The 12860-nt window shown below is 66.3% G+C and carries 12 protein-coding genes; 8 read left to right on the top strand and 4 right to left on the bottom strand.

Translation table 11 applies throughout. From position 1 onward, the window contains the following. Positions 1–8 precede the first annotated feature (8 nt). Genes dut through ubiE form a run of 4 tightly spaced genes read right to left on the bottom strand, consistent with a single transcriptional unit; the run spans position 9 to position 3999 of the window. Positions 9–464, bottom strand: a complete 456-nt coding sequence (gene dut, locus H0S73_RS04400) for a dUTP diphosphatase (protein WP_181051018.1) — start codon at positions 462–464, stop codon at positions 9–11. Then, a complete protein-coding gene (coaBC, locus tag H0S73_RS04395) occupies positions 461–1675 on the bottom strand; it encodes a bifunctional phosphopantothenoylcysteine decarboxylase/phosphopantothenate--cysteine ligase CoaBC (protein ID WP_181051017.1) in 1215 nt (404 codons plus the stop codon). Before coaBC ends, dut begins: the two co-directional genes overlap by 4 nt. Next, complete coding sequence (ubiB, locus tag H0S73_RS04390; RefSeq protein ID WP_181051016.1) at positions 1672–3246, bottom strand: 2-polyprenylphenol 6-hydroxylase; 1575 nt, start codon at positions 3244–3246, stop codon at positions 1672–1674. Before ubiB ends, coaBC begins: the two co-directional genes overlap by 4 nt. Before the next feature lie 3 nt (positions 3247–3249). Further along, a complete protein-coding gene (gene ubiE, locus H0S73_RS04385; RefSeq protein ID WP_181051015.1) occupies positions 3250–3999 on the bottom strand; it encodes a bifunctional demethylmenaquinone methyltransferase/2-methoxy-6-polyprenyl-1,4-benzoquinol methylase UbiE in 750 nt (249 codons plus the stop codon). Between the two features lie 167 nt (positions 4000–4166). Between ubiE and mutM the strand changes: the two genes are divergently transcribed. From mutM to H0S73_RS04345, 8 genes are all read left to right on the top strand, one after another. After that, entirely contained in the window at positions 4167–5060 is an 894-nt protein-coding gene (gene mutM / locus H0S73_RS04380; RefSeq protein ID WP_181051014.1) for a bifunctional DNA-formamidopyrimidine glycosylase/DNA-(apurinic or apyrimidinic site) lyase, read from the top strand. 86 nt (positions 5061–5146) lie between these two features. Further along, a complete protein-coding gene (locus H0S73_RS04375) occupies positions 5147–5920 on the top strand; it encodes an enoyl-CoA hydratase (protein ID WP_181051013.1) in 774 nt (257 codons plus the stop codon). A gap of 2 nt (positions 5921–5922) precedes the next feature. Further along, entirely contained in the window at positions 5923–6726 is an 804-nt protein-coding gene (locus tag H0S73_RS04370) for a TSUP family transporter (RefSeq protein ID WP_425488172.1), read from the top strand. 173 nt (positions 6727–6899) lie between these two features. Beyond that, on the top strand, positions 6900–7166 hold the full coding sequence (rpsT, locus tag H0S73_RS04365) for a 30S ribosomal protein S20 (protein ID WP_181051012.1): 267 nt from the start codon (positions 6900–6902) through the stop codon (positions 7164–7166). Positions 7167–7996: 830 nt separating this feature from the next. Beyond that, complete coding sequence (gene dnaA, locus H0S73_RS04360; protein ID WP_246389207.1) at positions 7997–9448, top strand: chromosomal replication initiator protein DnaA; 1452 nt, start codon at positions 7997–7999, stop codon at positions 9446–9448. Positions 9449–9606: 158 nt separating this feature from the next. Beyond that, on the top strand, positions 9607–10725 hold the full coding sequence (gene dnaN, locus H0S73_RS04355; RefSeq protein ID WP_181051010.1) for a DNA polymerase III subunit beta: 1119 nt from the start codon (positions 9607–9609) through the stop codon (positions 10723–10725). A gap of 173 nt (positions 10726–10898) precedes the next feature. Next, the gene (gene recF / locus H0S73_RS04350) at positions 10899–12080 is read left to right on the top strand and encodes a DNA replication/repair protein RecF (protein ID WP_181051009.1); all 1182 of its coding nucleotides are present in this window, start codon (positions 10899–10901) and stop codon (positions 12078–12080) included. A 62-nt stretch (positions 12081–12142) separates the two neighbouring features. After that, a complete protein-coding gene (locus tag H0S73_RS04345) occupies positions 12143–12757 on the top strand; it encodes a LysE family translocator (RefSeq protein WP_181051008.1) in 615 nt (204 codons plus the stop codon). Positions 12758–12860 lie beyond the last annotated feature (103 nt).

The raw sequence follows: 12860 nt of genomic DNA, 5'->3' as shown, positions 1-12860 counted from the left end.
GAGCTCCCTTATCCCAGCCCCGTCGATCCGAAGCCGCCGTCGGCCCGGTCGGTCTCGTCGACCTCTCCCACCTCGACGGGTTCCATTATGGTGACCGGCGCGATCACCATTTGGGCGATGCGCATACCGCGCGAGACGGTGAAAGGCTCGGAACCGAGATTGACGAGAAGCACCTGCACCTCGCCGCGGTAATCCGCGTCGATGGTGCCGGGCGCATTGAGCACGGTGATGCCATGCTTGAAGGCGAGGCCCGAACGGGGACGCACCTGCGCCTCGAAGCCGGGCTCGAGCTGGAATACGAGGCCGGTGGGAACGAGCGTGCGCTGCATCGGCTGCAGGACGATCGGTCCGTCGGCCGGATTGGCCGCGACGAGATCCATGCCTGCGGCGCCCGCCGTCTCGTAGCGCGGCAACGGCAGATCGGCGGCATGGGCGAGACGCTGAATCGGCAGATGACGAATCATGGCTTTGCGTCCCCCATCAGGGTGCCCAGGCGTTCGACGAGCCTCGTTGCCACATCGGACTTCGCCAGGGTCGGCCAGGTCTCCACGCCCGAGGCGGTCACGAGATGCACCGTGTTGCTGTCGCCGCCCATGACGCCCCCTTCCGTCGACACGTCGTTGGCGACGATGAGATCGCAGCCTTTCCTGGCGAGCTTCTGCCTGGCGTGCTCGATCACATGTTCGGTCTCGGCCGCGAAGCCGACCATGAGCGGCGGGCGGTTCTCGGTCCGATGCGAGATTGTGGCGAGAATGTCGGGATTCTCCGTCAGCGACAGGTTCGGTAGGGCGCCGTCCTTCTTCTTGATCTTCTGCTCGCCCGCATTGGCCACGCGCCAGTCGGCGACGGCGGCGGCGAAGATCCCGATATCGGCGGGCAGAGCCTTCTCCACGGCCAGCAGCATCTCGCGGGCGCTTTCCACGTGCACGGTCGTCACGCCTGACGGATCCGGTAGCGTCACGGGACCTGAGATCAGCGTCACACGCGCACCGGCCTCGGCGGCGGCCTTCGCGATGGCGTGGCCCTGCTTGCCGGAGGAACGGTTGGCGATGTAGCGCACCGGATCGATGGGCTCGTGCGTCGGGCCGGAGGTGACGATCACGTGCTTGCCGGCGAGCGGCCCGGACGGCGCGAGCAGGCGCTCGGCCGCAGCCGCGATCTCCAGGGGCTCGGCCATGCGCCCGGGACCGAACTCGGCCTCCGCCATGGCGCCGTCGTTGGGCCCGACCACGTGGATACCGTCGGCACGAAGCGTCTTCAGATTCCGCTCTGTCGCCGGATGCAGCCACATGCGCACGTTCATGGCCGGTGCGATCAGGATCGGCAGCGTAGTGGCAAGCAACACCGTGGAGGCGAGATCGTCCGCATGGCCGCCCGCCATCCTGGCCATGAGGTTGGCGGTCGCGGGCGCCACAACGACGAGGTCCGCGTCGCGGGCCAAGCGGATATGGCCGATATCGGCCTCGTCCTCGCGGTCGAACAGGTCCGTGTGCGAGCGCTGGCCGGTCAGCGCGGAAGCCGCGAGCGGCGTGATGAATTGCTGCGCGCCTGCCGTCAGGATGCAGCGTACGGAGGCGCCGCGCTCCCGCAGGCGGCGGATGAGGTCGAGCGACTTGTAGGCCGCGATACCGCCGCCGATCACGAGGAGGATGCGTTTGCCTGAAAGCGCCGTCATGCGAAGCCCCTGAACAACATGATCATCAGGGACGCCGCGATGATCCACAAGGCCGCCACGCCCCAGCGGTTGCCGCGCGCCTCGGCGCGGCCGATGGCGGCAACGCTGTCCTGGTTAAGGGCCACGCCTTTCGCGGTCACGTCCTCGAGCTGGTTGAGCACGCGCTCGGCGCGCAGGGCCAGTTCCGGCAGGTCGCCGATGACGCCGGCGAGCGTCCACAATCCCTTGCCCGCCTGCTCGACCCGGCCGAGAGGACCGAGATTCCGTTCGATCCAGTCGCGCACCACGGGCTCGGAGGTGGTCCACATGTCGAGTTTCGGATCGAGGTTGCGGGCCACGCCCTCCACCACGACCATGGTCTTCTGCAGCATGACGAGCTCGATACGGGTCGCCATGTCGAACAGGGCCGTGATCTCGAAGAGGAGCGTCAGGAGCTTCGCCATCGAGATCTCATCGGCCCGCCGGTCGTGGATCGGCTCGCCGATGGCCCGGATGGCCTGCGCGAAATCCTCCACCGAATGGTGCGGCGGCACGTACCCGGCCTCGAAATGAACCTGCGCCACGCGCAGGTAATCGCGGCGGATGAAGCCGAGCAGGATCTCGGCCAGGAAGCGCCGCTCCTTCATGCCGAGCCGGCCCATGATGCCGAAATCGACAGCGACAAGACGGCCTTCGGCATCCACGAAGAGGTTGCCCGGATGCATGTCGGCGTGGAAATAGCCGTCGCGGATGGCATGACGCAGGAAGGACTGGATCACTGTGCGGCCCAGGGCCACCCGGTCGAGGCCCGCCGCCTCGATCCCGGCCAGATCGTTGAGGCGGATGCCCTCGATCCAGGTGGTGGTGAGCACGTCCCGGGCGGTCAGGTCCCATTCCGGCTTCGGCACGCGGAAATCCGGGTCGTCCCTGGTGTTTTCCGCGAGCTCCGAGACGGCCGCGGCTTCCAGGCGCAGGTCCATCTCGACGGCGACGGAACGGGCGAGCGCCTCCACGATCTCCAGCGGCTTGAGGCGGCGCGCATCGGGAACCAGTCGCTCGAACAGGCGGGCGGCCGCCCGCATGGCCTGGAGATCGCGGGCAAAGCCCTCGCGCACGCCGGGCCGCACCACCTTCACGGCGACGGTTTCCTCGCCGTCCGCTGTGCGGATGCGGGCCTTGTGCACCTGGGCGATCGAGGCGGCCGCGATCGGCTCGCTGAATTCCAGGAACAACGAGTCGATGGGACGCCCCAGTGCGGCTTCCACCATGCGCACCGCTTCCGCCCGGGGGAACGGCGGCATGCGATCCTGCAGCCGCTCCAGGTCGCGCGCGGCCGCTACGCCGACGATGTCGGGACGGGTCGCCAGGAACTGGCCGAATTTCACGTAAGAAGGCCCGAGCCGCGTCAGCGCCTTGGAAAGCCGCGCGGCGCCGTCGCCCGCCTGCGGCCGTTCGACGAACCGCGCGATGCGCAAACCCAGACGGGCGGCAGGCGGCAGGGCACTCGGATCGACGAGCGAGAGCGCGCCTTCACGGGCCAAGACGAAGCCCGCATGCAGGTTCCGGGTAAAATGAACGAAGCTGCCGATCACGTGTCAGATCTTCCAGCCGGAATGAATGGCGACGACGCCCGCCGTCAATGTCCGGTGCGTGACGCGCTTGAACCCGGCCTCCTCGATCATGCGCGCGAAGGCGGCCGGTGGCGGGAAGCGGCGGATCGACTCGACCAAGTACTGGTAGGATTCCGCATCGCCCGTCACCATGCCTCCGAGCTTCGGGATGACGTTGAAGGAATAGGCGTCATAGATCTTGTCGAGGACCGGCACGTCGACCCTGGAGAACTCGAGGCACAGGAAGCGTCCGCCGGGCTTGAGCACCCGGTGCGCCTCGCGAAGCGCCGCGTCGATGCGCGGCACGTTCCGGATCCCGAACGCGATGGTGTAGGCGTCATAGGTCTTGGATTCGAGCGGCAGCTCCTCCGCATTGGCCTCAACGAAGTCGATGCGGCCCTCGTATCGGTGGCCGGCCCGCTCGGCGCCGACCTTGAGCATCTCGCCGTTGATGTCTAGCACGGTCACCCGGGTCTGCGGGCCGCTCTCGTCCAGGATGCGGAAGGCCACGTCGCCGGTGCCGCCCGCCACGTCGAGATGGCGGAACGGCCGGTCGCGCGGCGGACGAAGGGTCGAGACGAGGGCGTCCTTCCACAGGCGGTGGAGCCCGGCCGACATGAGGTCGTTCATGATGTCGTAGCGGCTCGCCACCGAGCGGAAGACCTCGTTGACCTTGCCCTGCTTCTCGCCGAGCGGCACGGACTGGAACCCGAAATGGGTGTTGTCGTCGGTCATGATCCTCACCAACCCTCTCGTCATCACCTGGAGCTTCGGACCCGAACCGGATCCCTTTTTCAAGAACCCAGCCCTCCGGGTCCACGCGTCGCGCCAATGTCGCGATCCATAGCGGAAGCAGGACCGGATGGCTATGTAAGAGGTCTCAAGAAGCCGAGAGATGGTTGATGCCCGAACTCCCCGAAGTCGAAACCGTGCGCCGAGGCCTGGAGCCCGCCATGGTCGGCGCCCGCTTCACCAAGGTGATACAGCGCCGGCCGGACCTGCGCTTCCCTTTCCCGGAACGGTTTGCCGAACGCCTCGAAGGCCAGGAGATCACGGCCTTAGGCCGCCGGGCCAAGTATCTTCTCGCCGATCTCGCCTCGGGCGAGGTGCTGGTGATGCACCTGGGCATGTCGGGGCGCTTCCTGGTGACGAAGGAAGGCGCCACCCGCATGCCGGGGGAGTTCCACCACGAGCACGGGTCTTTGGGCGCCCACGACCATGTGGTGTTCCGGATCTCCAACGGGGCGACCGTCACCTACAACGACGCCCGCCGCTTCGGCTTCATGGATCTGGTGCCCCGATCCACCCTCGAGACCTCGAAGCACTTCGCCGCTATGGGCATCGAGCCGCTGGGCAACGAACTCTCAGGCGAGACCATCGCGCGGCTCTTTCAAGGCAGGCGTACGCCCCTGAAGGCCGCCCTCCTCGACCAGCGCCTGATCGCCGGCCTCGGCAACATCTATGTCTGCGAAGCCCTGTTCCGCACCGGCCTTCACCCGGAGGCGCCGGCCGGCTCGCTCGCGACGAAGGATGGACAGCCGACCGATAGGGCCTACCAATTGGCGGCTGTCATTCGGGACGTCCTCGCCGAGGCCGTCGAGGCCGGCGGCTCGACCCTGCGCGACCACGCGCAGGTCGACGGCTCGCTCGGCTATTTCCAGCATTCGTTCCGGGTCTACGACCGGGAGGGAGAACCCTGCGTGACCCCCGACTGCACCAGCACGGTGACCCGGCTCGTGCAGTCGGGGCGCTCCACCTTCTATTGTCCGGAATGCCAGAAGCGGTCCTCGTCTTAAGGCGGAAGGCGGCTTCCCGATTTCCGCTTGCCGTCCCCGGAAGCCTCGCCTACCGGTGTCTCATCCGACGATGAGGAGATGCCGGCATGGCTTTTGAGACGATTCTCGTTGAGACGCGTGGGAAGGTAGGGCTGATCACCCTCAACCGGCCCCAGGCCCTGAATGCCCTCAATTCGGCGCTGCTGAACGAGGTGAACCAGGCGCTCGACGCCTTCGAGGCGGATCCGACGATCGGCTGCATCGTCATCACCGGCTCGGAGAAGGCCTTCGCGGCCGGCGCGGACATCAAGGAGATGGCCGAGCTCACCTATCCGCACACCTACATGGCCGATTTCTTCTCCGGCTGGGAGAAGGTGTCGGGACGGCGCAAGCCGATGGTCGCCGCGGTGGCGGGCTTCGCGCTCGGCGGCGGCTGCGAGTTCGCCATGATGTGCGACTTCATCATCGCGGCGGACAACGCCCGGTTCGGCCAGCCCGAGATCAAGCTCGGCGTCATGCCGGGCATGGGCGGCACCCAGCGCCTGACCCGGCTCATCGGCAAGGCCAAGGCCATGGAGATGTGCCTGACGGGCCGCATGATGGGCGCCGAGGAGGCCGAGCGCTCCGGCCTCGTGGCCCGGGTGGTGCCGCTCGCCGATCTCATGCCTGAGACCATGAAGACCGCCGAGACCATCGCGTCCATGTCGCTGCCCATCGCCATGATGACCAAGGAAACCATCAACCGCGCCGACGAGGTCTCGCTGTCCGAGGGCATCCGGTTCGAACGGCGCCTGTTCCACGCCATGTTCGCCACCGCCGACCAGAAAGAGGGCATGGCGGCTTTCGTCGGCAAGCGTCCGGCCGAGTTCAAGAACCAGTAGACGTGACCGATATCGGCTTCGACATGATCGCGGCGCTCGCCGCGGTCTCCTTCCTTGCGGGCTTCGTGGATTCCATCGCCGGGGGCGGCGGACTTCTGACCGTGCCGGCCCTCCTGCTCGCGGGCCTCGATCCGGCCCAGGCTATCGCCACCAACAAGGTGCAGGGCTCGGTCGCGGCCGCCTCCGCCACCTATACCTTCGGCCGCAAGGGGCTGATCGACTGGCGCAGGGCCTGGGGCTTCACCCTGGTGGCGTTCTCAAGCAGCATCGCCGGCGCCCTGTGCGTGCAGTTCCTGCCCCGGGCCGTGCTCGAGGTGCTGATCCCCGTGCTGCTCATCGCCATGGCGGTCTATTTCGCCCTCTCGCGCAAGATGAAGGACGAGGATGCCCATGCCCGCATGACGGCGCTGGCGTTCGGCCTCACCGCGCCGGTCGCCATCGGGTTCTACGACGGCATTTTCGGGCCCGGCGCGGGCTCCTTCTATATGCTGGCCTTCGTGACGCTCCTCGGCTACGGGGTGGTCAAGGCGACGGCCCATACCAAGCTGGTCAATTTCGCGAGCAATTTCGGCAGCCTCCTTCTCTATGCGTCGACGGGCGCGGTGGTCTGGCCGGTCGGGCTCGCCATGGCCGGGGCGTCCTTTCTCGGGGCCCAGGCCGGATCGCGGCTGGCCATGCATCTGGGGAGCCGGATCATCCGCCCGCTCCTGGTCCTGGTCTCGGGCCTCATGGCGCTCAGGCTCCTGCTCGATCCGTCCAATCCCTGGCGCCAGGCCCTTCAGAAGGCCGCCCTGGCGCTTTTTTGACGCGCAAAGGCCTATGGTCGTTGACGTTCGCAGCCTTCGCGTCTATAAGCCGCCTCACATGAGCCCGCGCGTCCCGCGGGCTCTTCGGTTTCCATGCAATCAACCGGTCGCTGCCGGAGCTCTCGACGGGCTCGAGCTTGGCGCATCGGGATTTTAAAGAACGAGGATGGGCCATGGCCAACACCGTGTCCGCCAAGAAGATGACCCGCAAGATCGCGAAGCGCACCGCGATCAACAAGTCGCGTCGCAGCCGGATGCGGACCTTCGTCCGCAAGGTCGAAGAGGCCATTGCCGCCGGCAATCAGACCGAGGCCGTCGCCGCCCTGCGCGCCGCCGAGCCGGAGATGATGCGCGCTGCCCAGAAGGGTATCGTGCACAAGAACACCGCGTCGCGGAAGGTCTCGCGCCTCGCGAGCCGCATCAACGCGCTGAGCGCTTAAAAGTCAGCCTTCGCGGCTGTCTTTTCATCGTCGATCAGACCCGGCCTCGCGGCCGGGTTTTTTCGTGTCCGGGGCCGGAGTCGCGCTCCAAATTTTATCCACATGCCAGCTTGACTTTATCCCCGATCGACAGGTTGGAAGCCCCACAAGGCAGATTCAAACCGCACAGAAAACATTCATTTTCTTCAATAGCTTAGCAGGCAAAGCATCGCGAAGCATCAGAATCACCCACGAGTCGGGGCGAATCGGTTCTGAATCAAGGTTGCGAAAAGACTCTTTTTTCAGGCCTCCGGAGAGGCCGCGATAGAACTGTGAATCAGTTGAAGAGTCAGGACTTTAAAGCCCAGATTCAAAACCTGTGGACGAGGCTGTGAACGCTGCCGGGGACCTGTGAACGGCTGCGACTCGACTCGGCCGTATTGCACCCCGTCCCGCACCCTGTGTAAGGTCAATTTGCTTCAACGGCTCGCCGTGAAGTCATTCACTCAAAGCTCGAACTAAAGACACCATGTGCGGGGATAAGTCGTTGTTTCATTCTCTCAAGAAGCAAGCGAAGGCTCGTCCCTTACCGAGAGGTAGACTTGGTAAATCTTGAGTGAAGGCGAAGGAGGCGGCAGTCAGCGACCGTCTCGACTTAAAAGCATTCAAATAATCTTTAGTACAATTGGGGGCGCCACGTTTTGGATAACCTGTGAGGCCTTTGTGCCTTGGTGTTCGAAACGGGTCATGCGTGGGGGTTTCCGACCTTAAAGGAGGCGGAACCTCGTGGAGGAACATTGATGTATCGCAGCGAAGATCACCGCACCTTTGCCGCTCCCAGCGAGAACGGCATGGAAGCTCCGGGCGAGCAATCGGCATCGGATGTGTGGACCCGCGTCAAGCGCCGTCTCCGGGCCGAGCTGGGGGAGGATATCTTCGCGAGCTGGTTCGGACGCCTGGAGCTGGATTCGGTGATCGAGGGCTGCGCCTATCTCACCGTTCCCACCCGCTTCCTGAAGAGCTGGATCGAATCCCATTATGCCGACCGGGTGCTGGCCGTTTACCGCTCCGAGAGCGGCGACGTGGAACGCGTCTCCATCGGCGTACGCAGCACCCTCGGGCGCGACCCGGCGGCCCAGCGCCGGGTGAGCGAGGCGCCCCGTCCGGCGCCGACCGCCTCCACGGCGCTCCCGAGCGCCTCGGGCGAGCTCAAGACCCCGTCCCTCCCGGCCCCCCAGGAGGCGCGCGGCGAGAGCGGCGATCTCGGCGGCGCGCCGCTCGATTCCCGCCTCACCTTCGAGAGCTTCATCGTCGGCCGCTCCAACGCGCTCGCCCATGCGGCCGCCGACCGGGTCGCCCATGCCCAGAACGGCCAGGCGATCTACAACCCGCTTTATCTCCACGCGGGCGTCGGCCTCGGCAAGACCCATCTCCTCCATGCCATCGGCCATGAGGTGCGCGCGCAGGGCCGCCGCGTCATCTACCTGACCGCCGACCGCTTCATGTACGGATTCGTGGCCTCCCTGAAGGCGCAGACGTCGCTGGCCTTCAAGGAGCGTCTTCGAGGCATCGACCTGCTCATCATCGACGACGTGCAGTTCATCCAGGGCAAGCAGATCCAGCAGGAATTCGGCCACACCCTGAACGCCCTCATCGATGCGGGCCGTCAGATCGTGATCGCCGCCGACCGTCCGCCGGCGGATCTGGAGAACCTGGACGAGCGCGTGCGCTCGCGTCTCGCCGGCGGTCTCGTGGTCGAGGTCAGCGCCCTCGACGAGGCTCTGCGCACCTCGATCCTCACCACCCGCGTCGAAGCCCTGAAGACGATCCATCCGACCTTCGAGGTGGGCCCGAGCGTGATCGCCTACGTGGCACGCGCCATCACGGCCAACGGACGTGACCTCGAGGGCGCCGTGAACCGCCTGCTCGCCCATGCGACGCTCACCGGCTCCTCCATCACCCTGGAGACCGCCGAGACGGCGATCCGCGATCTCGTGCGCAACCGCGAGCCGAAACGGGTCAAGATCGAGGACATCCAGAAGCTGGTGGCCTCCCGGTACAACGTCTCCCGCTCCGACATCCTGTCCGAGCGCCGCACCGCCGCCGTGGTGCGGCCGCGCCAGATCGCCATGTACCTGTCCAAGGTGCTGACCCTGCGCTCCCTGCCCGAGATCGGCCGCCGCTTCGGCGGGCGCGATCACACCACGGTGCTCCATGCAGTGCGCAAGATCGAGAAGGCCCTGGGCGAGGACCACGCCCTCTCCGACGAGGTCGAACTCCTCAAGCGGATGCTGCAGGAGTAAGCCTTCCGGATCGACCGCCGCGAGCGACAGGGGCCGAGGTCTCCCCGGCCTTGCTTTCTCAGGCGACAAAAGCCAACATTGCTGCCCTGCTTGTCCCGCCCAAGGTCCATCCTAGGTGGGATCGGGCCAAGAATTTCACCGAAATCGGGTGCTGGGTTATGAGAGTTACCGTTGAGCGCGCCGCTCTGCTGAAGGCGCTGGGGCATGTGCACCGCGTCGTCGAGCGCCGCAACACCATTCCGATCCTGTCGAACGTCCTTCTCCGCGCGGACGAAGGATCGCTTCGCCTCAAGGCCACCGATCTCGACATCGAGGTGACGGAGACGATCCCGGCCGAGATCACGGAAGCCGGCTCGACCACGGTTCCGGCCTACATGATCTACGACATCGTGCGCAAGCTCTCCGACGGCGCCCAGGTGTCGCTCGAGATGACCGCCGACATGGGCCAGATGCAGATCCGCTCCGGCCGGTCGCGCTTCATGCTGCAGGCCCTGCCGGAAAGCGACTTTCCGGACCTCGCCGCCGGCGACCTGCCGCACCGCTTCACCCTTTCGGCCAGCGATCTCAAGCGCCTGATCGAGAAGACGCAGTTCGCGATCTCGACGGAGGAGACGCGCTACTACCTCAACGGCATCTATCTCCACACCATCGACGCAGGCGGCTCCATCGTCATGCGCGCGGTCGCCACCGACGGACATCGTCTCGCCCGGGTCGAGATCCCGGCTCCCACGGGTTCGGAAGGGATGCCGGGCGTGATCGTGCCGCGCAAGGCCGTGGCCGAGATCGTCAAGCTCGTGGAGGACGGCTCCGAGAACGTCACCGTCGAACTGTCCTCCGCCAAGGTGCGCCTGACCTTCGACGGCGTGGTGCTGACCTCCAAGCTCATCGACGGCACCTTCCCCGATTACCAGCGCGTCATCCCGGCCGGGAACGACAAGGTGCTCGTGGTCGAGCGCGCTGATTTCTCCAAGGCCGTGGACCGCGTCTCCACCATCTCGTCCGAGCGCGGCCGCGCGGTGAAGCTCGCGCTCGGCGACGGGCGCCTGACGCTCACCGTCAACAACCCGGATTCGGGCAGCGCCACGGAGGAGATCGAGGTCGATTACGACGCCGCGCCGATCGATATCGGCTTCAACGCCCGTTATCTCCTCGACATCACGTCCCAGCTCGACGGCGACACCGCCCTGTTCAAGCTCGCCGATCCCGGTTCCCCCACCATCGTCCAGGACCGCGAAGGCGCCTCCGCGCTCTACGTCCTGATGCCGATGCGGGTGTAAAGCGCTTCAGTGCTGGTCATCCCGGACGCCAGTGGCGATCCGGGATCGTATGCAGGATTGGACGCCATTCTTGTCTTGCGATCCCGGATTCTGCTGCACAGCCTCGGGATGACCTTTTCTGTGGCCGCACCAACGCTTGATCTTTCGCATCCGCTCCTGAATGAAGGGGGTGCATGTCCTCCTCTCCCGTTGCCGCTTCCCGAATCGTCCGCTTGATCCTCCAGGACTTCCGCACCTATGCGAGCCTGGACCTCACCGTCTCGCGCCCGCTGGTGGCACTCGTGGGAGAGAACGGGGCCGGCAAGACCAACGTGCTGGAGGCGATCTCCCTCTTCATGCCCGGTCGCGGCCTGAGGCGCGCGGAACTGGGCGAGATGGCGCGCCAGGACGGGACGGGCTCTTTCGCCGTTTCCGTCACCCTCGATGCTCCTTACGGCGAGCACCGGCTCGGCACCGGCATCGAGCATCAAGGGGAAGGCTCCCGCGCCTCGCGGGAAGGGGCCCGTGCCTCACGGGTCTGCCGCATCGACGGCATGCCTGCCTCCTCGCCCACGGCCTTCGCCGAGTACCTGCGCATCGTCTGGCTCACGCCGGATCTCGACGCCCTGTTCCGAGGTCCCGCCGGCGACCGGCGGCGCTTCCTCGACCGGCTCGTGCTCGCGGTCGACGCGGAGCACGGCTCGCGGGTGAATGCGCTCGAGCGGGCGCTGCGCTCGCGCAACCGCGTGCTCGAGGAGAACCCCGACGACCGGCTCTGGCTCGATGCCCTCGAGCGGGAGGTGGCGGAACTCGCCATCGCGGTCGCGGCCGCCCGCCGCGAGACCGTGGAGCGGCTGGCGAGTCTCATCCTCGAAACCCGCGAGGAGGAATCCCCCTTCCCGTTCGCCACGATGGGCTTGGAAGGCGATCTCGACACGCTCGTCGCCACCCTGCCGGCGGTCGATGCCGAGGACCGCTACCGGGCGATCCTGCGCGAATCCCGCCCCCGCGACAGGGCGGCGGGACGGACCCTGGTCGGTCCTCAGGCCTCGGATCTTCTCGTCCGCCACGGACCGAAAGACATTCCCGCCAACACCGCTTCCACGGGCGAGCAGAAGGCGCTTCTGATCGGCCTCGTACTCGCCCATGCCCGGCTCGTCGCCAGCATGACCGGCATCGCCCCCTTCGTGCTTCTCGACGAAGTGGCCGCCCATCTCGATCCCCGCCGCCGGGCCGGGCTCTACGATGCCCTGGGATCCCTGGGCGGACAGGTCTGGATGACCGGCGCGGATCCGGGCCTCTTCGCCGAGCTGCGAGGCCGGGCCGACATCCTGCAGGTGTCGCCCGGAATGATCGAACCCATCACAATTCCTTGATGGTGCGCCGGGCCGCTTGGCCTTATGGTGACGGCAACATTGTCTCTTCCGGTTCGAGAACCATGGATCCCGCAGGCCTGCTGCTCTTCTCATCGGCCCTTTTCATCGCCGCCGCCTCGCCCGGCCCGGGCATTGCCGCCGTCGTGGGACGGGTTCTCGGCCGTGGGCTGAAGGAAGCGGTCGCGTTCAGCATCGGCATCGCCCTGGGGGACGTGGTCTGGCTGACCTTCGCAATCCTCGGCCTGGCGGCGCTCGCCCAGGCCTTTCACGAGGTGTTCCTGGTCATCAAATATGCCGGCGCCGCCTATCTGCTCTACCTAGCCTACAAGATCTGGACGGTGCCCGCGCTGGCCAGGGAGGTGACGGCTGAGACGAGGCCCGAGCACCCGGCCAAGCTTCTGCTCGGCGGACTTGCCCTGACCCTGGGCAACCCGAAGGCTATCGTGTTCTACCTCGCCCTCCTGCCCACCATCCTCGATCTCACCCGGATCACGGTGCTGGGCTATGCGGAGCTGGTGGCCGCGACCCTGAGCGTGCTGGGCTTGGTCCTTGCCGGCTATATCGTGCTCGCCGCCCGGGCCCGGCAGCTCTTCACGACCCCAAAGGCGATCCGGAGGCTCAACCGCACCACCGGCGCCCTTATGGCCGGCGCCGCGGCTGCCGTTGCGTCACGTTGAGCAGGATGAGGATGGCCAAACACCTCCTGTGGCTTGGGTTCACCCTGACTTCTGCTTTCGCTTTCTATGACCGTTACTGGCGCTGGCGAGACTGCTTCAATGA

The sequence above is a fragment of the Microvirga mediterraneensis genome, from assembly GCF_013520865.1.
GTDB classification, from domain to species: Bacteria; Pseudomonadota; Alphaproteobacteria; order Rhizobiales; family Beijerinckiaceae; genus Microvirga; species Microvirga mediterraneensis.
The sequence above is the reverse complement of the archived record's forward strand: the minus strand, read 5'-3'. Positions and strand labels throughout refer to the sequence as shown.